Below are 19,815 nucleotides of genomic sequence, written 5' to 3'. Positions count from 1 at the left end.
AAGACTCCTTACCATGTGGTTCAGATCCCAAGCGCGGCAGGCAGCCAGGTGATGGCCTGAGGCACATAGGTGGTGAACATCAATACGGTCAACGCCCATAGGAAGAAGGGGGCTAGGTCCTTCAAGAGCTTATCAATGCTACAATTTGCCAAACGGGCGGAAACGAACAGATTGCCAGCCATAGGTGGGGTAATCATACCGATTTCCATATTCAGCAGCATGATAGCAGCAAAGTGGATGGTTTCCACACCATAAGCGTTAGCCACAGGCAACAAAATGGGACCCAGCAAAAGAATAGCGCTGTTGGTTTCCATAAACATACCGGCTACCAGCAGCATCAGATTTACCAGCAGCAGAAATATGTATTTGGAGTCCGTAACCGACATCAGAGCATCGGTTACTTCCTGTGGGATCCCTGTCAGGGTGACCATCCGCCCAGTAATTGCGGACAGGCCGATGATCAAAGTAATACTAGCGGTGGAGACGGAGGAATCGCTGATTACAGTCAGCAACTTTTTCTCAGGCCAGCGTTTTTGTGCCAGTGGAAGGAATGCCCAGCCGACCAGCAACCCATAGAATACGGCCACACCACCGGCCTCGGTGGGAGTAAAGATGCCGCCATAGATACCTACAAAGATGATCAAAGGCATCAGAATCGCGGGGATGGCCCGCCAGGTATTGATTCCAATATTCTTGACATAGGGGCCAAAATTGAAAGGCTCAGTACATTTGGCCTCTTTCCGCCCCATACGAAAGTAGTTGATGACGATGTATCCAGCACCTACCAGAACACCCGGTACGATGGTGACACACCAGACAGCCATCAGGTTGGAGCCAGACATCATGGCAAACATAATGCCAGGGATACTAGGAGGAATCAGGATACCTAAAAATCCAGAGGCGGCAATCAATGCGCCGGAGTAGGGCCGGGAATAGCCCCGCTTTTCCATCTCAGGAATCATCATAGTGCCAATAGCGGTACAGGTAGCCAGGGAGGAGCCAGTCAGAGTGCCAAACAACAGGGAACAAACCACGGCGGTAGCTCCTGTGGAGCCCCGCAGGCGGCCCACCATGGAGTCCACCCAATTGAGCAGAGAGTTTGAGATACCAGTGACACCCATTATATCACCGGCGATGATAAAGGCTGGGATGGCCAGGAAGGTAAACGAGTTCAGACTATTAAAAACAGATGTGCCAATAATTCCAAAATTGACACCGGCACCAGCCATGGTAATGAGAGTAGCTAAGCTCATACTGACAGCTACTGGAATACGGAAAATGGCAAACAGCATGAACAGCCCTAGAAACACAACGAGCCAATGCATTTACTGCTTTCCCTCCTTCATTTCCTTCAGGTCCTTTGAAAAAATACCTGCGGAGGTGAAAATTTCTATAAAGTAGTGGACTGCACATAGTACCATGGCAGCCACTACCGCGTAGCCGACATAGCATAGGGGAATAAGCATAGCGGTAGAAAGGTGATTCTTCGCCTGCAGGTCCAGGGAATAGGTGAACATCACGCTGCTCATATAAATAAAGAATCCACAACACACTATGCTTACAAGAACATCCACAGCGGAAAAAATTGCCTCCTGCCGCTTCTCGCCCTTGACGAACTTTCCACAAATAGTACCGAGAAAATCGATGACAACATGCTTGTGTTCATAAGTAGCACAGGCCGCACCAAAGTAGCTGGTAATGACAAAAAGATATCGCATAGCTTCTTCGGACCAGGCCAGAGAGGATTGGACTACATAACGGAAAAAAACCTGGATAAACATGATGAGCATCATGGAGATAAAGGTAACTATGGCAATAACCCGCTCTCCCTGGTAGAGCCGCTTGCTGATGAGTTGCAGTACATTCATAGATGCCTCTCCTTGTTCTGTTTTGCCGTGACAGGTGACGCTCTGCCCCACCTGCCACGGCCGGTAACCCAAAAGGTGCGATTCCAGTTTAGCCAGCGAGGTTTTCGTTAATATAAGCCATAGCATCCTGGTTGAACATTCCAGTGATGCTTTCGTCAGCCCATACCTTAGTAGATGCTTCCTTCATAAAGGTACTTAGTTCCTCGGTAGTTTCAACGATATGCATCCCGGCCTTTTCCATCTCCTCACAGAAGCCATCAATTGCGGCTACCTGATACTCATAGGCTAAAGCGGTATAAATCTCGGCCTGTTCGCTCAAAATCGTCTGCTGATTTTCAGACAAGGACTCATAGACATCCGTATTAATGCACAGCATATTGGCGGCATAGGCGTGGTTTGTTTTGGTCATATAGCTCTGGAAATCATAGAACCCGTAAAAATAAGTGTTCAGGGGGCCGTTGTCCTGACCATCAATAACATTTTGCTGGAGGGCAGCGGCCACTTCGGAAACAGACATGGCCACAGGATTACAGCCCAGATTCTCGAAGAAAGAAACATACATAGGGGAGTCTACTACACGGATTTTGAGGCCGGATAGGTCACTGGGAGCCTGTATCTCGTGTTTCGAGTTGGAAATCCAACGGAAGTCGCCCTCAAGCAGTTGGCCCAGAATGGTCATGCCATTTTCAGCCATCACGCTGCGATAAATATTGCCCAGTTCACCATAAAGATAATGATCTTCTGCGGATTCACGGGTGGGGAACAGGTAGGGCAGATTTACAAAGCCAAGCTCAGTAATAACGCTGCCAATGCTGATATCAGCCATATGCATCATTTCGACAGAACCATTCATAACACCCTCGATAATCTCACGGTCGGACCCCAATGCTCCGGACAGATCCAGAGAAATCTTAATAGTACCGCCAGACTCCTCCTCAACCGCTTCAGCAAAGGCCTGTAGAGCCGGATACTGGGGACTAGTAGTAGTCAAACCGCCGCCCATGTGAAGTGTGACACTCTTCTCAGCGGTGTTGCTGCTGTCAGCTCCGTTGGTGCCACTACTGGAACTGTCGTTGCTACAGGCAGTTAAAGAGATGGCCATTGCCAGTGCAAGGGAAAAAGCGAATAGTTTTTTCATTGTCAAAACCCTCCTAAAAAATAATGGTTTATTTTTTGCGCTCATTTAAAATTCTCTTCCTCAATACGAGCAATCTCCTGCTGGGCAAACTCTAAAAATTCATGTCGGTCTGCGGGAAAACCGACCTTAAAGGGTGTTTCGAGAAAAAGATCCAGCATTTCTTCCGCAATTGCGGGAGTAAGAACTCCGCCACCCAGGCACATGATGTTAGCGTTGTTGATTGTCTGGCACATACGTGCCTCATACGTGTTATGGCAGAGCACCGCATAGATGCCCTTAAACTTGTTTGCGACTACGCTCATTCCAGCCCCAGTGCCACACAGGAGGATCCCTCGGTTAAAGTGCCCCTGCTGGATTTCACGGGCAGCCTTACACGCCGTGTCAATATAGGAAATAAAGGCGCCGCCCTCCTGCATCCCCACGTCGGTAACTTGATAGCCATGGACTTCCTCAAGTCGATGTTTTAGAGCATCCTTTAGCGGTACAGCCAAACGGTCAGCGCCAATAATGATTGTTTTATCCATCTCCAATGACACCTCTTGCCTTTAATATTTCCGCTTGAGGACCTGTTTTGCTTTTTCTACAATGAAGCGGAAGCTTAGTCCGTACTCATCCATCAGGTAGCGCAGGCTTCCCACATCCCCAAAACGGTCCATATTGGCCACACGCTCCATCGGTACCAGACAGTGCTCTACCAGATACTCTGCGACAGCAGAGCCGAGCCCTCCGTTCACATTATGGTTTTCAGCAGTGACGATGGCACCCGTTTCCTTGGCTGCGGCCTCCACCGCATCGGTGTCTAGGGGCTTGATGGTGAACATATCGATGACTCGGGCTTCGATGCCCTCCTGGGCTAATACCTCGGCAGCGTCAAGTGCCTCGGATACCTCAATACCAGAAGCAATAATCGTTAGGTCTTTTCCGTCGCGCAGTTGAACAGATTTGCCGAGCTGAAACTCCATGCTCTCATCATATACACGGGGAATGCTAGTACGTGGATATCGAATAAAAAATGTGCCGTGAGTGTCAGCGATTTGAGGTAATAGCTTGGCGGCCATCACCGTATCGCATATGTCTACGATGGTCATCTCTGGAATGGCCCGTAGGGCAGCGATATCTTCGTTAGGGGTATGGGTGCCGCCATTGAGGGCGGCGACTACACCGGGATCGCTGCCTAGGATCTTAACGTTTTGTTTGGCGTAAGCACAACTCATAAAAATCTGGTCTAAGGCACGACGGGCAGAAAAACATCCAAAAGTATGGACAAAAGGAATAAAGCCCTCGCTTGACAAGCCGGCAGCGACACCTACCATGTTGGCTTCGGCAATGCCACACTCAATGATCTGCTCTGGATATTTGTTCCAGAGCCCGTAAGTGCCGATGGCTCGCATAAGGTCTGCGTCCAGAGCGACAATTTGTTTACCTTCCAGAATCATCCTTTCAATGGACTGCGCATAGATAGTGCGCATCTCCGGATCTTTAATGTCCTTTCTATTTTGGGCTAAGCTTCCAATCATAGCAAAATCACCTTATTCTTTATCTTGAATTACCCTGAACCCTTTATTTTTGAAGGAAAAATTCCGCACAGGCCTCTGCCGCCTGCTCTGCATTGACCTTGAAGTTATGGTTGTTCTCCAGTGTCTCAGCATAGGACCAGCCTTTGCCCTTTACTGTATGTAGAATGATAGCGGAAGGTTTGGACTGTTCTGCCTTGGCTAGTTCAATTGCGGCCCAGATCTGCTCTACATTATTCCCGTCCGGCACGTCAATAACATTCCAGTTGCAGGCTTTAAATTTTAACTCAAAATTGGGAGGGCCTCCCACTTGTTCCACCGTGCCATCAATCTGCTTTCTGTTGTAGTCCACAAAGGCAATTAACCTGTGGAGATGCTTGGCGCCAGCGAACATGGCAGCCTCCCAGACCTGACCCTCTTGACTCTCGCCATCTCCTATGATCACATAAGTGTAGTTATTGTTCCCTTTTAAATGACATCCCAGTGCAATACCAACTGCGGAGGAGATTCCTTGGCCCAAGGAACCAGTAGTCATATCTACACCAGGGGTACGGTTCATATCTGTATGACTGGGAAGATTTGTAGGGGGCTGGTTCAGAGTGTCTAACATAGCCATTGGAAAATATCCCTTTAGACCAAGGGCTGCATACATAGCAGGACCGGCATGGCCTTTGGAAAGAATAAAACGGTCGCGGTCCTCCCATTTTGGATTTTGGGGATCAATTTTCATTGCGCCGCCATATAGACAAGCCAGTACATCTGCGATGGACAGACAACCCCCTACATGACCGACGCCGATTTTGGAGATCATCTTGATACACTCGCTTCTAATTTCAGCCGCAAATCCAGTTAACTTTGTTTTCTGTTCCTGTGTCATCATAGCTCAGTTATACACCATCCTTAATAGATTGCTTTTTGAATCATTTGAGTGTTCGGTATTTTTTATTTCTGGTTATATTATGTTCTTTTATGTATCATAATATATTTTTTTGAAACAAGAAAGTCAACATATTTTTTGCGGGAGGTAAAATATTTATTAAAAATATACAACTTGTTTTTCTTTTGTTGGTTGTTTTGACGAAAAAAGTTTAAATTAAATAAACGGAATTTTAAAAATATAAAAAGTGCTGTAACATAGTTGACATTAAGTAATAAATGTACCATAATAAATTTAAATTTATAAAAAATAGAGGAAAGCTGGTGATTCCTTGACTGCATCAGAAAGACGCAATACAATTATCAATTATTTGCAGACCAAGCAAGACTGTGATGTAAATGAAATTATTGACCAGTTTGACGTTACGCCAGCGACCATTCGCCGGGACTTGACTTTTCTGGAAAACAGCGGAAGTATTAGCCGTACCCATGGTGCGGTACATCTTGTAAAAACGCCGGCGGTACCCGGATTCTTGACTAGAAATACTTTATTTGCGGAAGAGAAACAGGCAATGGCTCGTGTGGCGGCGCAAATGGTGCAATCGGGAGATTCTGTCATGCTGGACTCCGGCACGACCGTGCACGCAGTAGCGATTGAAGTTGGAAAACGGTCAGATATTACTCTGATAACGAATTCTTTGTCAATTGTTTCTGCGCTGGAGGCACCCAAACAGAATATTTTGCTTACCGGCGGGTTGTTTGAGTATGATAACCTGGCTCTAGTTGGTCCGGATGTAGAATTGTTCTTAGATCGAATTTCTGCTTCAATCCTATTTTTAGGTGCTACAGGGATTCGTGGATGTGACGGGCTGACAGTTATTTCACCCCTCCAGGCGGGAGTAAAGCGAAAGATGATCCAATGCGCGAAAAAACGTGTATTGGTAATTGATAACAGTAAATTTGCATTAACTGGAATGGTTTTATTTGCATCCTTTGAAGAAATAGACACAATTATTGTAGCCCGGCCAATTGAGGACCCAATTTTGAAACGGCATTTAGATGAAATTGGTGTTCAGGTAATTGTGGCGCTGCCCGAACAAGGTTAAAAGAGAATATATTAAGAAAGTGTTGCGCGAAATCGCGAAGACGGCGATTTCACGCAACACTTTTTTGCTTTGTATAGAGTTCTGAAAAATACTATTTCTTTATGAGAATAAGAAACTCATAAAAAATCCATTATTTTATATTGACAAATATTTTAGGCTAGATTACAATAAACGAAAAATAAATGATATTAAAATAAAAATAAATATTATCTTTTTGATAATAAAAGATAAAAAATATGAGAGATGGTGACTGAATATGAAAATTACTATTGCGGCAGACCCAGGAGGAGCAGAATTAAAAGAAACAATTAAAAAGCACTTAGAAACCTGCGGATATGACGTGACCGACAAAGGAAGCAGGGAGGGAGAACGTGTCCTGTATCCTTCGGTCGGGGATGTGGTAGCTTCTGATATTCAAAGTGGCAAAGCGGATGTGGGCATTGTACTATGCGGAACTGGAATGGGAGTCAGTATTGTTGCCAATAAGCACCGCGGTGTCTACTGTGCTGTGGTGGAGAGCATATATGCCGCCTACAACTGCCGTGAGATTAATAATTGCAACTGTTTGGCTTTGGGCGGCAATATCATTGGGCCTGGTCTTGGTATTCAAATCGTGGATACGTTTTTGAACACAAAATGGAAGGCGGATGCGGATGAAGTGCGCGGTAAACGCTTGGAAGCATTTCTGGATGCAGTTCGTAACATCGAGGATAAACAGTTCCGGACATGAACATAAGAAGCTGTGTTCAGGGAGACCAATCTGTCTGTATTTCACGTAGTAATCGAGTTTTATATCAAAGGAGATTTTATTATGAATACACAGGAATATCTGGAGGAACTGATTGGAAAGGCCCGTACGGCACAAAAGGAGTTTGAAACCTATACCCAGGAAAAAGTGGATGAAGCGGTGAGGGCTATTGGAAAGTCCGTCTATGACCATGCGGAGGAACTGGCAAACCTGGCAGTGGAGGAGACCCGAATGGGAAGGGTAGATAGTAAAATCGCTAAGTGCCGGAACAAGGCCAAAAGCACCTGGTGGCGGATGAAGGGAAAGAAGAGCCGCGGTATTATCGAGCGGGACGAGAAGAACGGGATCGTCAAGGTGGCCAAGCCAATTGGCGTGGTAGGCTGCATCACTGCCACCACCAACCCAGTGATCAATCCCATGCACAACTCTATGTGCGCCCTGAAGTGTGGAAACGCAGTGATCATTTGTCCCCATCCACGGGCGAAAAAGGTAGGGGTAAGAACAGTGGAATTGATGAACGAGGCACTAGACCAACTGGGGATGCCCAATAATCTGATTCAGATTATTGCGGAGCCCACCATGGAGCTGTCTGCTGGACTGATGAAGTTTGCTGATTTGTGTGTCTGTACCGGCGGTCCAGCACTGGTCAAGACGGCCTACTCCTCTGGAAAACCTGTGTATGGCGTGGGCCAGGGCAACGTCCAGGTGCTGGTGGACCGGGATGTGGACTATGATGAAGTGGCCAAGATGGTTATTGCGGGCCGTACTTTTGACAACGGAGTGCTGTGTACCTGTGAGCAAAATATCATCTGCCCCCGAGACAAGGCGGGAGAGATGATTGCGGCAGTTAAGGCTAACGGAGCCTATTACATCGGGACCCAGGGGGAGGCGGACAAGGTGCGGGACAGCGCCTTCCCAGATGGTGTGTTCAACAAGGCCTGGACCGGAACGACAGTGCAGGAGATAGCAGAGTTGGCCGGGCTGAAGGACGTCCCCCAGGATGCCAAAGTTATTGTGTGCTGCACCCACGGATACGCTCGGGATGAGGTGCTGTCCAAGGAGAAGCTGTTTCCCGTGCTGGCTCTCTTCCTGTACGACACCTGGGAGGATGCTATGGAGATCGCTCGGGCCAACCTGGCGGAAGAGGGGATGGGGCACAGCGTGGTAATTCACTCCAATACCCAAGAACATATCGAGGCAGTCTCATTTGTAGTTAATGTGTCCCGCTATGCGGTCAACCAGGTGGGCGGTACCGCATTGGGCGGAGCTATGGATAACGGGTTAAATCCCACCACCACCCTAGGCTGTGGTACATGGGGGAACAACGTCATCAGTGAAAATCTGTGGTACACACACCTGATGAACGTGAGCCGTATTTCTTATAAGGTGCCTGAGATGTATATCCCGACGGATAAAGAGATTTGGGCTGAGTAATACAGACAAGGGCCTGTTTGACAGATTGAATGTGAAAGTCCGGCTTAAAGAAGCCGGACTTTCATATTGGAAAAAAGAACCTGGGTTTCAAATGGAAGAAAAAATGTGGAGCGGTCTAAAAAGTAAGTTTACTACCCCAGAAGTAGCGGCAAAGGCAGTCCGTCCAGGGGACTGGGTTGATTATGGATTTGGAGCGGGATTTTCAGAATTGATGGACCGGGCGCTAGCAGAACGCAGAGAGGAACTGACTGATGTGAAGATCTGCGGAGGGCTGGTGATACGGCCGCGGATTGAGGTAGTGGAGTGCGACCCGGAGCAACGGGCGCTTTCGTATTATAGTTGGCACATTGAAGACTATGAGCGGGGACTTCAGACTAGGGGATTGGTAAAATTTACACCAGTTATGCTCCGCTCCCTGCCTTATCAGTATCGGGACAGACATATTCGCTGTGATGTGGCCTTTGTGCCTGTTTCTTTGCCAGACAGCCGGGGATACTATGGTTTGGGCATTTCCAATTACACATGGCGGACCATTTTGAAATGCGTGCGGACGGTAGTTTTCGAGATAAACGAGAGACTTCCCCGGCTACATGGGATGGATTTCATAGGGTACATGTTAGCGAGGCGGACTATATTGTGGAGGGGGAGCATGAATCTCTGCCTCAACGCAGCTATCGGGAGCCCAGTGGAGCGGACCTTGAGATCGCCAAGCTGGTGGTGAAGGAAATCCCCGATGGAGCGGTGCTGCCCCAGGGGTGGGGAGCGTGCCCTTTACTGTGGTCAAGCTGCCAGCTTGGTCAGATCGGAAGGGGACCTGGGCTGCCACACAGGAACGATCAGCGACGCCTTTTTAGAGCTGTGGAAGGCAGGTAAACTGACCAATGCAAGAAAAGAGGTGGAGCGTATCGGCCGGATGAGTAATGTGATCAGTATCGATGGCGGAGTAGAACTGGATCTTATGGGACAAGAAAATGCAGAATCTGCTGGCACCCGTCGGCTCTCAGGCATTGGAGGACAGATGGACTTCTTAGAGGGAGCCTGCCGCTCCAGAGGAGGAAAAGGTTTTATCTGCTTGAATGCTGTTCATAGATACAAAGACGGAACACTAAAATCGAATATTGTCCCATACTTTTTCAGTGGAAGCGCTGTTTCTGTTCCCCGGACGATGGTCCAATATGTAGCAACCGAGTATAGGATAGCGAGGATATCTGGACAAACGCTTCGAGAGAGGGCAGAGGCTATGATCGCAATAGCCCATCCTGATTTTCGGGACAGCTGGGCGCAATACGCTCAAGAGCACTTCCAGTAGAGAGCGTGGAGAGGAGAAGCCTTTATAAAAAAGTGCCGGATGGGGACAGTGCTTCCCTATCCGGCGCGCCTCTACAGCGATAAAATATTTAAAAAGTGGTTGAATTGCTGACTGTGAAAGGTGTTCTGTATCCCGATTGTTACGGAAATTTTAGAGTTCTGCCTCCTCACTTTTACTACTTTACTACCTGCTTCACCGAGCGCATATCAAACACAGCGGAATTTGAAATGAAAAAGTTGGAGCAAAAGTAGGCTAAATTACAAAAGTTTAAGAAAAATCCAGAAAATTGTAATATCTCACAAATGTTTCGCGAAATAAAGAAGAGATATTGCGCAGAAAGATGAGCCGTGATATAATACACTCACCCAATGAGGGAAAAAATGGAAAGCAAATCCCCCGGGGGATTTGCTGTGTACGGTCGTACACAGCAAATGGTTTGAGAACCAATGAAATGGTTCAATATCGAAGAAAGGGAGCGAAAAAATGAAAAGAACAAAACAAGCGATCGGGATTTTGCTGTCTGCGGCGATGATGCTGGCTATGCTGGCTGGCTGCGGCGGAAAGCCCAGCACCTCTCAGGGCGGCAGGGACAACAGTAGTGGTGCCGCAAGCGGTTCGAACAGCCCCTCCCGTGGAAATGTGATGATGACTTTTGGAACTGGTGATACTGGCGGTTCCCTATATCCGGCTGGCGCGGCGCTCTCACAGTTATGGACCAACAGCGTTCAGGGTGTGAAGTGCAATACCCAAACCTCTACTGGATCCTTCCAAAACGTTCAGGATGTGGCCAGCGGCGAAGTGGATGTAGCCGTGGCTACCGCCGACGTGGTGCTGAATGGTTACAATGGAGTCGAACCCTTTACATCCGCACTGGAGAATGTCCGGGTTATCGGTGCGGTTTACACCTCTGTTTCCAGTGGCGTAGCGCTGAAGGAGTCCGGTCTGGAGTATGTCCATGATCTGCTGGGCAAGCGTGTTGCTGTTGGCCCCGCCGCTTCCGCTACTGAGAACTCCTGCTTGGATGCCTTCGAGGTTATGGGCATCAGCGCCGAGAATACCAGCCTGGAGAACCTTGGGCTGGGTGATGGTGCCGATTCTGTGGGCGACGGCATCATTGATGCGGCCTTTGGCTTTGCTGGGCTGCCCATTGGCGGACAGCTCAACTTGGCTGCCACTAAGGACATTGTGGTCCTGAACTATACCCAGGAAGAGATCGACGACATTCTGGCTGGAAACGAGGCATACATTCAGTCCACCATTCCTGCGGGCACCTACACTGGTCAGGACTATGATACCTTGACTTTCGGTGTGAAGTGCCTGGTCATCGTGAGCGCGGATTTGGACGAGAGCCTGGTCTATGATATGTGCAAGACCATGAACGAGAACTCTGCCGATTTGGCGGCCGGCAACGCTATCCTCAGCGAAATGACCGATTCCTCCTTCCTGTGTACCAACATGCCTATTCCCCTGCACCCAGGCGCTGAGAAGTATTATGCCGAGCAGGGTCTGATTTGAGCGCCCTGAGCTACAAGGTTTGGTAGTTTCAATATCAATGCGCTAGCGGCCGGAACTGAGGAGCCCTCGGCTCCGGCCTCTCTTTATGTAGGACACGATACTGTGTGAATCTGTAGTAAGGAAAGGATTCAATTTTATGGCAGAAAAAGAGTACAAGGAGATTGACATAACCTCGTTGGACAGCGAACTGGCCGCGGCCAAAGCCGTAGAAGATGGGAGAAAGGACAAATTTATCAAGATTGCTACCATTGTGGCGATTGCCATGACGATCTTTCATATCTACACCGGGTTCTTCGGCCTGTTTGATTTTGTGACACAGCGAGGTGTCCATCTCAGCTTTGCCCTTACCTTAGTGTTGCTGACGCAGCCCCTTTATAAGCACGTCTTTAAGGACAAGTTTGCCGGGAATAAAGGCTTCCGGATATTTTGCCGGGTGGTGGATATTGCCTTGATCGCCCTCACTTGGCTGGCTTGGTGGATGGCCCAGGATGAGGTGCATCACATGACCGAACGCCTGAGCCAGACAACATGGATGGCCGTCTTTGCTGGTGCGGTTCTGGGTCTGGTAGTTCTGGAGTGTGCCCGGCGTGTGCTGGGCTACATTATGCCTGTGTTAGCTCTGATTTTTGTGGCCTACGCCTTGGCTGGGCCCCATCTGCCTTGGGCTATTGCTCACCGGGGCTACTCACTGGAGCGTATTTGTTCCTTCCTGGCCACCGACTTGGACGGCTTATTTGGTACGACAATGAGTGTGTCGGCCACCGTCATTTTCATGTTTGTAATGTTTGGCGCATTTCTGGAATCCTCCGGCTGTTCCGATTTCATCAATAACATCGCTATCTCCCTGACCGGAAAAATCAAGAGCGGCCCTGCCCTCTCTGCAGTGGTGGCCTCCGGACTGATGGGCTCCATTAACGGCTCCGCCGTAGCCAACGTGGTGGGCACGGGCACCTTTACCATTCCGCTGATGAAGTCCCGCGGCTACAAGCCCGCTTTTGCTGGCGGTGTGGAGGCGGTGGCCTCCACTGGCGGCCAGATACTTCCTCCAGTTATGGGCTCCGGTGCCTTCCTAATGGCGGCATTTACTGAAAACCAGTATATTACGATCTGTATTGCCGCCGTCATTCCTGCCCTGTTATACTATTGGGGCTGCGGAGTGGCGGTTGTCAGCCAGTCAGAGTTGGCGGACATCAAGTTAATGGATCCCAAGGATGTGCCCAAATCCCGGGACGTGATGAAGACCGGCTGGATCTATCTGCTGATTATTGCGATCCTGCTGTATTGCCTGTTGGTGGCCCAGTATTCCCCGCTGTACTCCGCCCTGTGGGCGACCTGCGCAGTGCCTGTTATCATGCTTTTTGACAAGAAAAAGCGATTCACCCTAAAAAGCATTTTGCCTGCCATGGCAAAATCCGCCTTTAGTTCCATGTCCATTGTTATCGGTTGTGCCTGCGCCGGATTTGTGGTAGGCATGGTGTCTCTCACCGGTATCGGAGTCATCTTCGGTGACATGATGATCCAAGCGGCCCACGGCTTGCTGTTCCCTTCACTGCTCTTTACTGCTATCACTTGTGTTATCCTGGGCATGGGCCTGCCCACCACAGCGGCCTATGTCATTGCCGCCTCTATCCTGGCTCCCTCCCTGATCAAGCTAGGTCTGCCTGCGCTGACCGCCCACCTGTTCGTGTTTTATTTTGCCTGCCTGTCTGCCATTACACCTCCTGTAGCCCTGGCAGCCTATGCTGGCGCTGGTATCGCAAAGACAAGCCCCATGACAACGGCAATCGAGGCATGCAAACTGGGCTTTGCCGGATTCATGGTGCCATTCGCCTTCTGCTATAATGAGGCAATGATGATGCAAGGCAACGTGGTGGATATTATTTCGGTGGCGGTTTCAGCCATTGTTGGTACGGCTGTGATTTCCGCGGCCTTCCAAGGCTGGTTGCTGTGGAAACTGAATATCCTGGAACGGACAGCCTTTATCGTAGGTGGTCTGTTAATGTTCATTCCTGGAACAGTGACAGACCTGATCGGTCTTGCTATTGCGCTTCTCCTGATCTTGATTAACATGAGAAAATGGAAGAAGATAAAGCAATCTGTGTAGCCTGACATACATAGGAATTCTTTATAACATATGTGAGAGGCTCGGAACTGTTGATGACAGTCCCGAGCCCTTTTTTGCCCACTTGCCATAAAGTGTTTAAATTTGGAACAGCTTGCTTGAAGATAAAAATTCCAAAATCCCGAGGAATTGAAAAAGGCGGGAGGGGCTGGGCGTCCTGATGGGAAAATATGCGATACCACGTACTATTTCCTTATTGGCCGCGGCGTTGTATAATATGATAAAGCAGATTTTTGCTGCCAATATGGTGGCCTGTCCAATCACCATGGTGGCACAGGTGGCGGAAGTGATAATCAGGACGGCTGCTTTTCCAGCATCAGCATAGGAGCGGGACGCGCCGAGGGGGCTCATCGGGGCACTGGGAACGCGGCTGTGCTCTGCGTGTGCTCCTACCTGCCGCTGCCGATGCTTTTAGGATCTGGATAGAGTCCTGAATTCTATGCCGGGGTTAAACCTGTTGACTTTTTTGATTGTGGCGCCGGTCATCCGAAAAATCTATCGAGAGCTAAATGAGGAGGAACGAATATGAGCAAGACAATCATTACCATTAGCCGGGAGTTTGGCAGCGGGGGCAGAAGTATCGGAAAATCAGTGGCCGAGGCTCTGGAGATCCCCTACTACGACAAGGAACTCATCAAACAAGTGGCGGAGAAGACCGGCTTCGCGCCAGAGTATGTAGAGAATGCGGGGGAGTACGCGCCTGGAAAGTCCATTCTGGCCTATTTCGCCGCCTTCAGTGGGCGGGCTGATGTCATGGGCGGCATGAACGCCTCCGACTTCCTATGGTGTATGCAGCGCCAGGTCATTCTGGATCTAGTGGAAAAAGGTTCCTGTGTGATCGTAGGCCGCTGCGCCGACTATATTTTGAAGGATAACCCAGACGCCTTCCATATCTTTGTCCACGCCGCTCCTGCCTTCCGGGCAGACCGGATCGTCCGTCTGTACGGTGAGAGCGAGAAGAAGCCGGAGGAGCGGCTGCGCGACAAGGACACAAGGCGAAAGGTCAACTATAAGCACTTCACCGGCAGGGAGTGGGGGCGCTGCCAGAACTACCACCTCTCTCTGGACAGCGGTGTCATTGGCGTTGAAAAGTGTGTTTCCATGATCGTGGAACTGGTCCGGTCCAGATAATAGAATAGAAAAGCGCCGGACGGAAAGATACTCTTTCCAGCCGGCGCTTTTGCTACCAGACGGACGGAAACATCAGTCGGAGATCTGTCCCAGACGCTCCATGCGGGTGCGCTCCACGTCGCTGAAATAGCCGAAAAGCTGCTCCAAAAAGAATTTGGAATAGTGGGACAGATAGCGGTCCTTCATGCGGATGAGAGAGAGCCGCTGGGACAGGGGCTCATTCCGGTAAAGCAGGGGAAAAATGTTGATATCCGAAGGAATGTTGTCCCGCTGGCTGACCAGGTTCGCCTGGGAGCAGAAGCAGGCGGCCAGTCCCTGGAAACAGGCGGTGATGCCGGCCTGGGTATAGGTGCTGGTGATATAGGCGCGGGGAATCAAATTGGCGCTTTCAAAACACTGGTTGATCTGGCGTCCCATACGGTTGTCAAAAATGCAGAAGGGGAGCTTGGAGAAGTCCTCCACATGGGCGCCGGAGAGGGCCTTCCGTTTCAGCATCGGGGCCTGTTCTCCATAGTAGGACTGAAGCAGGGAGTCCGCGACACAGAGATAGACCTGGTCGTCCATCAGGTGGTGGGTGACCAACTTGGGGTGCTCCTCCCCGTTGAGGGTGATAGCAAAGTCGAGGGACCGGTCTAATACCAGCGGCTCCAGACGGGGTGTGATGGTGTCGGTAATGTGGATGTCCACATTGGGATAGCGGGCAGAGAACTGCGGCAGGACAGCGGGCAAACACATATTTAAGCGCAAGGCGCTGGCGCCGAAACGGAGGACGCCCCGCTCCTGCTGCTCGATATCGGACAGAATGTCCTTCAGATTGGTCTGTTCCTTCATCATCACCTCCGCAAAGGCCAGCACAAACTCCCCTGCCGTAGTCAGGGAGAGGGACGGCTTGCGGTGAAGCAGCCGAACGCCATAGTAGTCCTCCAGACGTTGGATGTGGTTGCTTAACGTCTGCTGGGAGATAAAGAGGCGGTTGGCGGTGCGAGTCATATGCAGGTCCTTTGCCAACTCGGAGAAGTAATATAGACTGGTCAGATCCATACATACCTCCACAAAATTTTTTTGTTAAAAACTCAAAAAAACTCCGTTTGATTTTTGCATACCACTATATTACTATGAAACTACAAAATCCGCAACGCAAAAAACAAGGAAAGCAGAGGAGGAATTGATTATGTCTGTTGGCAAGAGGATCTACCTCAAGCGCGAGATGCCGGACCCCGAGATCATGGCGCAGTTTAAGAGCATTCCCGCATCCAACACCGCCGATGTCATGGGCCGCAGCTGTGCCATGAACCCCCGTATCAAGCTGGTGAGTCAGCCAAAGGACCAGATGATGGTGGGTCCGGCCTATACCGTCAAGGGCCGGGCGGGGGACAATCTGGCTCTCCACGCGGCGCTGAACCTGTGTCAGGAGGGGGATGTGCTGGTGGTGTCCAACGAGGAGGACGATACCAGAGCTCTGATGGGCGAGGTGATGATGGCTTACCTGAAGTATACCAAAAAAATCGCCGGTATCGTTCTGGACGGCCCCATTCGTGACATCGACGAGATTGGACACTGGGATTTCCCGGTCTACTGCACCGGAACTACCCCTGGCGGCCCCTATAAAGAGGGTCCCGGCGAGATCAACGTGCCCATCTCCTGCGGCGGTGTCAGTGTTAACCCTGGGGATATTATCCTGGCTGATCCTGACGGAGTGATCGTGATCCCCAGAAAAGACGCTCCCGTGATTCTGGAGGAGGCCAAGAAATTCCAGGCCGCGGATGAAAAGAAGCTGATTGCGGCCAGAGAGGGTACTGCAAACCGGGCCTGGGTGGAAAAGACACTGGAAGAAAAGGGGTTTGAAATCATCGACGACGTATACCGGCCCTGAACACATATTTCCCGCCAATACAACGACATAAGGAGAGAGAACCATGAGTCCAATTACGATCGCACTGATCATTCTGGCAATCACTGTCGTCCTCTTTATCTGGGAGCCGATTCCCATCATCGTCACTGCCATTGGCGCGTCTATCGCGTTCGCCTACACTGGTCTAATTACCATTGATGATATCTTTACCGGCTATAACAGCACAACTATCGTTCTTTTGGCTGGTATGATGGTGATTGGATCGTCCCTGTTCCACGCCGGCATCACCGATTTGATTGGTGAAAAGATGGTTCGTGTAACGGGTAAAAGTGAAAGGAATATCATTCTTGCCACATTGATTGTGTCCTGCGCCCTCAGCTCTGTATGCAGCAATATTGGTGTGATGACTGCAATGGCTCCCCTGGTTACCGCCATGTGCATCGCCGCCGGAGTTGGTCCCTCCAAGGCTCTGCTCTCCCTGCTGTTCGGCGCTCAGTTTGGAGGCTTTGTGACCCTGGTGGGTGTCGGCTCCAACGCCACGGCCAACAGTGTAATGAGTGAATTGGGCATTACTCCCTTCGGATTCTTCAGCATCACTCCCTTCGGCATCGGTATCTGCATCCTGGGTACCCTGTACTTCACCTTTATAGGGCGCAAGCTGATCCCCGACACCGGCTATGTTCCTGAGTTTGCCAAGACCGATAAAAAGCCCTTGGACAAGAGAAAGGCCGCTATTTCTGTGATTACACTGCTGTGCGTGCTGGTGGTGATCGCGGCCAGCCCCAAGAACATGCCTATGCATGTGGCAGCTGTGATTGGTGCTCTGATCATTGTGGGTACCAAGTGTATGACTGTCCAGGAGGCTATACGGGCTATTGACTGGAACTGCATGTTGCTGGTTGGTTCTCTTACCGCAATTTCAACCGGATTCAAGAACAGCGGCGCGGGTGATGCCGTGGCGGAACTAATCTTGAAGATCCTGGGCGAAAATCCCAGTCCCTTTATGGTTACGACTGTGATCTTCTTTGCCGCCGCCATCCTGACCCAGTTCATGTCCAACATTCCCTCTATTATGCTGTTCCTGCCTATCGGCATCTCCATTGCCGAGCAGATTGGTGTCAGCCCATATCCTGTGGCCATGACTATCACTTTGGCGGGTGCCGCTTCCTATGCCACCCCCTTTGCTGCGCCCCAGAACATGATGACGGTCGGCTGGACCCACTACAAGTTTGTGGACTTCTGCAAGATTGGTCTGCCTATGCTGTTGGTCACCTATGTGGTGGTGGTTGCGCTGGTTCCGATTTTCCTGCCTTACTAAAGAAAGAGGTGCACGATGGAAGACCTCCTAAAGGGCGCATATGACCTGCATATCCATACGGCTCCTGATGTAGTTCAGCGGAAATGCGGAGATCTGGAGCTGGCCCGGCGGCTGGTCCATCGGGGAATGGCCGGGTGCGCGATCAAGAATCACTATTTCGATACTGCCGTCCGGGCGAAACTCCTTCAAGAGCAATTTCCTCAGCTGAGAGTTGCGGGCGGCGTGACGTTGAACCGTTCTGTTGGGGGTGTAAATCCCGATGCGGTGGAGCGTTCCGCCCAGGCGGGCGGCAAGCTGGTCTGGTTTCCCACCCTGGAGGCCCGGTCATACCAGCAATATCAGCATCGGAACGAGCCCAGTGCAGACCTGTCCCGGTTTTTGTCGGTCTGCGATGAAAAGGGAAATCTCCTGCCCCAGGCGCTGGAAGTGCTGGATGTGGCCACACGACACCAAATGGTGGTGGGGACTGGTCACATTGGGGCCGATGAGGGTATGGCTCTAGTCCGGGCTGCGGCAGAGCGAGGCTGCACCGTTGTCTTGACCCATGCGGATAACCCGGCCGATTGCTATTCGATCCAACAACAGCAGGAGGCCGTGGCGTTGGGAGCCTATGTGGAACACAGCTTTTTTACCACATACCACAACAGGACATCTATCGAGGAAATCGCCCGGCAAATCAGGGCGGTAGGATGTGAACATGTGCTGCTGACCACAGATTTTGGTCAGCTGAATTCCCTCTATTCTGACGAGGGTATGGAGGAATATGCCCGGGTGCTGATGACCCAGGGATTTACCGCAAAAGAGTTGGGGATCATGATGCGGCAAGTGCCTGAGCGTTTGCTGGAAGGGATGTCCTCCGCAGACTAAGGAGTGTAATAATGAGTTATAAGGTTTTACTGCCCCAGCCGATTCTACCCGAAGGCTATGCCTATCTCCGTGACCACGGCTATGAAGTGGTGGATGGACGTGGCTTTGCGGAGGAGGATGTGCTGGCGGATGTGGCTGACTGTGACGCCATGATTGTCCGGACCGCTAAGATTACCGCGAAGATACTGGACAACGCCCCCAAACTGAAGATCATAGCCCGCCATGGGGCGGGCTATGACGGAGTTGACTTGGAGGCTGCCCGCCGCAATAAGGTGCTGGTCACCACTGCCGGCGGGGCCAACGCCATCTCGGTGGCGGAGCTGGCGATTTTCTATATGCTCTACTGCTCCCGGAATTTTAAGGCCGTGATGGCCCACTGCGAGAGCGACTACCGCTATGCCAAGATGGGAATCCCAAAGACCGAGCTGGAGGGCAAGACCTTGGGCTTGATCGGCACGGGCAACATCGGAAAACTGGTGGCGAAGAAAGCGGCGCTTGGCTTTGATATGAAGGTAGTGGCATATGACCCCTTCGCCCGGGAGCTGCCGGACTACATTCAATTAACAGAGGATCGGGACGAGGTGTTCCGCTGTGCCGACTATGTGTCTCTCCATGTACCCGCTACCAAGGACACTGTTCACAGCATCAGTGACCATGAGTTTGACCTGATGAAGGAGAGCGCCTTTCTCATCAACACTTCCCGAGGAAAGATCGTAGACGAGGCGGCGCTGATCCGAGCCCTTGAAGCGAAGAAGATCGCGGGAGCCGGCCTTGATGTGGTGGAGCAGGAGCCCTTCGACCTAAAGAATCCTCTGCTGAACATGGAGAACGTACTGGTCGCCCCTCACATCGGCGGCGCGACCAAGGAGGCATCCACCCGGTCCTCCCTGGCCTGTGCCCAGGCCATCGACGACTTTTTCTCCGGCCGTACGCCCAAGTTCATCGTCCCTGAACTGCGGGACCTGATTGGATAACGATTGACCAAAAAAGAGCGCGGAGCCCCAGTGGGGCCCGCGC

General features: G+C 50.7%; 19 protein-coding genes. 12 read left to right on the top strand and 7 right to left on the bottom strand.

Annotated features, from left to right (window positions below; genetic code table 11):
* Nucleotides 1-20: 20 nt before the first annotated feature.
* The 6 genes from H8S11_RS04895 to H8S11_RS04870 all read right to left on the bottom strand — a co-directional run bounded on the left by H8S11_RS04895 (nt 21) and on the right by H8S11_RS04870 (nt 5,400).
* Nucleotides 21-1,325: a TRAP transporter large permease gene (locus H8S11_RS04895; RefSeq protein ID WP_186852387.1), complete on the bottom strand. Its 1,305-nt coding sequence runs from the start codon at nt 1,323-1,325 to the stop codon at nt 21-23.
* Nucleotides 1,326-1,868 (bottom strand): TRAP transporter small permease, encoded by a 543-nt coding sequence (locus H8S11_RS04890; protein ID WP_186852386.1) that lies wholly within the window; start codon nt 1,866-1,868, stop codon nt 1,326-1,328.
* A gap of 88 nt (nt 1,869-1,956) precedes the next feature.
* Nucleotides 1,957-3,006, bottom strand: a complete 1,050-nt coding sequence (locus H8S11_RS04885) for a TRAP transporter substrate-binding protein (protein ID WP_186852385.1) — start codon at nt 3,004-3,006, stop codon at nt 1,957-1,959.
* A gap of 41 nt (nt 3,007-3,047) precedes the next feature.
* A complete protein-coding gene (locus H8S11_RS04880; protein ID WP_186852384.1) occupies nt 3,048-3,530 on the bottom strand; it encodes an RpiB/LacA/LacB family sugar-phosphate isomerase in 483 nt (160 codons plus the stop codon).
* A 21-nt stretch (nt 3,531-3,551) separates the two neighbouring features.
* Nucleotides 3,552-4,523 carry a transketolase family protein gene (locus tag H8S11_RS04875; RefSeq protein ID WP_186852383.1) on the bottom strand — a complete coding sequence of 324 codons (972 nt, stop codon included), beginning with the start codon at nt 4,521-4,523 and terminating at the stop codon, nt 3,552-3,554.
* A 43-nt stretch (nt 4,524-4,566) separates the two neighbouring features.
* Nucleotides 4,567-5,400 (bottom strand): transketolase, encoded by an 834-nt coding sequence (locus H8S11_RS04870; RefSeq protein ID WP_147572886.1) that lies wholly within the window; start codon nt 5,398-5,400, stop codon nt 4,567-4,569.
* Nucleotides 5,401-5,728: 328 nt separating this feature from the next.
* On the opposite strand from H8S11_RS04870, the gene H8S11_RS04865 reads away from it, so the two are divergent.
* The 8 genes from H8S11_RS04865 (at nt 5,729) to H8S11_RS04835 (ending at nt 14,761) form a co-directional block, all read left to right on the top strand.
* Complete coding sequence (locus H8S11_RS04865; RefSeq protein WP_186852382.1) at nt 5,729-6,502, top strand: DeoR/GlpR family DNA-binding transcription regulator; 774 nt, start codon at nt 5,729-5,731, stop codon at nt 6,500-6,502.
* 256 nt (nt 6,503-6,758) lie between these two features.
* Nucleotides 6,759-7,232, top strand: coding sequence for an RpiB/LacA/LacB family sugar-phosphate isomerase (locus H8S11_RS04860; RefSeq protein WP_147572882.1), 474 nt, complete (start codon nt 6,759-6,761; stop codon nt 7,230-7,232).
* Between the two features lie 81 nt (nt 7,233-7,313).
* Complete coding sequence (locus H8S11_RS04855; RefSeq protein ID WP_186852381.1) at nt 7,314-8,684, top strand: aldehyde dehydrogenase family protein; 1,371 nt, start codon at nt 7,314-7,316, stop codon at nt 8,682-8,684.
* A 91-nt stretch (nt 8,685-8,775) separates the two neighbouring features.
* A complete protein-coding gene (locus H8S11_RS13895; protein ID WP_243200929.1) occupies nt 8,776-9,405 on the top strand; it encodes a hypothetical protein in 630 nt (209 codons plus the stop codon).
* A gap of 72 nt (nt 9,406-9,477) precedes the next feature.
* Nucleotides 9,478-9,993, top strand: a complete 516-nt coding sequence (locus H8S11_RS13890) for an acetyl-CoA hydrolase/transferase C-terminal domain-containing protein (RefSeq protein ID WP_243200928.1) — start codon at nt 9,478-9,480, stop codon at nt 9,991-9,993.
* A gap of 483 nt (nt 9,994-10,476) precedes the next feature.
* Entirely contained in the window at nt 10,477-11,508 is a 1,032-nt protein-coding gene (locus H8S11_RS04845; RefSeq protein ID WP_186852380.1) for a TAXI family TRAP transporter solute-binding subunit, read from the top strand.
* Between the two features lie 136 nt (nt 11,509-11,644).
* Nucleotides 11,645-13,612 (top strand): TRAP transporter permease, encoded by a 1,968-nt coding sequence (locus tag H8S11_RS04840; RefSeq protein WP_186852379.1) that lies wholly within the window; start codon nt 11,645-11,647, stop codon nt 13,610-13,612.
* A gap of 543 nt (nt 13,613-14,155) precedes the next feature.
* On the top strand, nt 14,156-14,761 hold the full coding sequence (locus H8S11_RS04835; RefSeq protein WP_186852378.1) for a cytidylate kinase-like family protein: 606 nt from the start codon (nt 14,156-14,158) through the stop codon (nt 14,759-14,761).
* A 72-nt stretch (nt 14,762-14,833) separates the two neighbouring features.
* Here H8S11_RS04835 and H8S11_RS04830 read toward each other — a convergent pair whose 3' ends face one another.
* Nucleotides 14,834-15,802, bottom strand: coding sequence for a LysR family transcriptional regulator (locus H8S11_RS04830; protein ID WP_186852377.1), 969 nt, complete (start codon nt 15,800-15,802; stop codon nt 14,834-14,836).
* Nucleotides 15,803-15,932: 130 nt separating this feature from the next.
* Between H8S11_RS04830 and H8S11_RS04825 the strand changes: the two genes are divergently transcribed.
* Genes H8S11_RS04825 through H8S11_RS04810 form a run of 4 tightly spaced genes read left to right on the top strand, consistent with a single transcriptional unit; the run spans nt 15,933 to nt 19,772 of the window.
* The gene (locus tag H8S11_RS04825) at nt 15,933-16,634 is read left to right on the top strand and encodes an RraA family protein (RefSeq protein WP_147572873.1); all 702 of its coding nucleotides are present in this window, start codon (nt 15,933-15,935) and stop codon (nt 16,632-16,634) included.
* A 43-nt stretch (nt 16,635-16,677) separates the two neighbouring features.
* On the top strand, nt 16,678-17,931 hold the full coding sequence (locus H8S11_RS04820) for an SLC13 family permease (RefSeq protein WP_186852376.1): 1,254 nt from the start codon (nt 16,678-16,680) through the stop codon (nt 17,929-17,931).
* A 15-nt stretch (nt 17,932-17,946) separates the two neighbouring features.
* Nucleotides 17,947-18,798: a DUF6282 family protein gene (locus tag H8S11_RS04815; RefSeq protein ID WP_186852375.1), complete on the top strand. Its 852-nt coding sequence runs from the start codon at nt 17,947-17,949 to the stop codon at nt 18,796-18,798.
* Between the two features lie 11 nt (nt 18,799-18,809).
* A complete protein-coding gene (locus tag H8S11_RS04810) occupies nt 18,810-19,772 on the top strand; it encodes a hydroxyacid dehydrogenase (RefSeq protein ID WP_186852374.1) in 963 nt (320 codons plus the stop codon).
* Nucleotides 19,773-19,815 lie beyond the last annotated feature (43 nt).

The sequence above is a fragment of the Flintibacter hominis genome (genome assembly GCF_014287965.1).
Classification (GTDB): Bacteria; Bacillota; Clostridia; order Oscillospirales; family Oscillospiraceae; genus Lawsonibacter; species Lawsonibacter aceti.
Note: the sequence above shows the minus strand (reverse complement) of the source record. Positions and strands in the feature narration are given on the sequence as shown.